This is a genomic window from Blastococcus sp. KM273128 (genome assembly GCF_021698975.1).
In the GTDB taxonomy this organism is placed as follows: domain Bacteria; phylum Actinomycetota; class Actinomycetes; order Mycobacteriales; family Geodermatophilaceae; genus Blastococcus.
Genome location: NZ_SSXA01000180.1, coordinates 1 through 615 on the forward strand (window position 1 = coordinate 1; position 615 = coordinate 615).

The 615-nt window shown below is 69.1% G+C and carries 1 protein-coding gene; it reads right to left on the minus strand.

From position 1 onward, the window contains the following. Positions 1–24: 24 nt before the first annotated feature. Positions 25–615: IS5 family transposase (locus E9529_RS21485; protein WP_236833287.1), on the minus strand; the 591-nt coding region annotated here is incomplete at its 5' end.

Sequence of the window (615 nt, forward strand, 5' to 3'; positions counted from 1 at the left end):
AGAGGGTGTTGGGTAACCGGCTGACTACTTCTGGTCCTTGAGGTCTTCGGCGAGGCGTCGAGCGGCCTCGGTCTCGATCGGGCCCTCGGGCTCGATGTCCTCACCGGCTAACCGGGCGGCCATGAGCCGGATCATCGCCACGTCGATCATCGCCTCGGCGTGGGCGGTCTTGCGTTCGTAGTCACGCGCCAACCGTCTGCACCTCGTCAACCAGCCGAAGGTCCGTTCCACCACCCAGCGCCGGGGCAGTACCTGGAAGCCTTTCACGTCGGCGTTGCGTGGCACGACCACGATCTGCAGCTGTTCGTGGTGCTCGGCCCAGCCGATCAGGCCGGTGTCGACGACGTTGACGTAGCCGCCGTCGACCCAGACCAGCTGCAGCTGCGGGAACTGCTCGTGCACGCCGGTGAGCACCAGCTTGGCGCCGGCCCGGTCCTGCACGCTGGCCGAGTGCACCACGCCGCGCAGCAGCAGCCCGTTGGTGTCCACCAGCAGATGTCGCTTGCGGCCGCGGACCCGCTTGCCGGCGTCGTAGCCGATCGCCTCCCCACCCTCGGCGCTCTTGGCCGACTGGGAGTCCAGCACCGCGGCGGTGGGCTGCACCTCGCGCCCGTC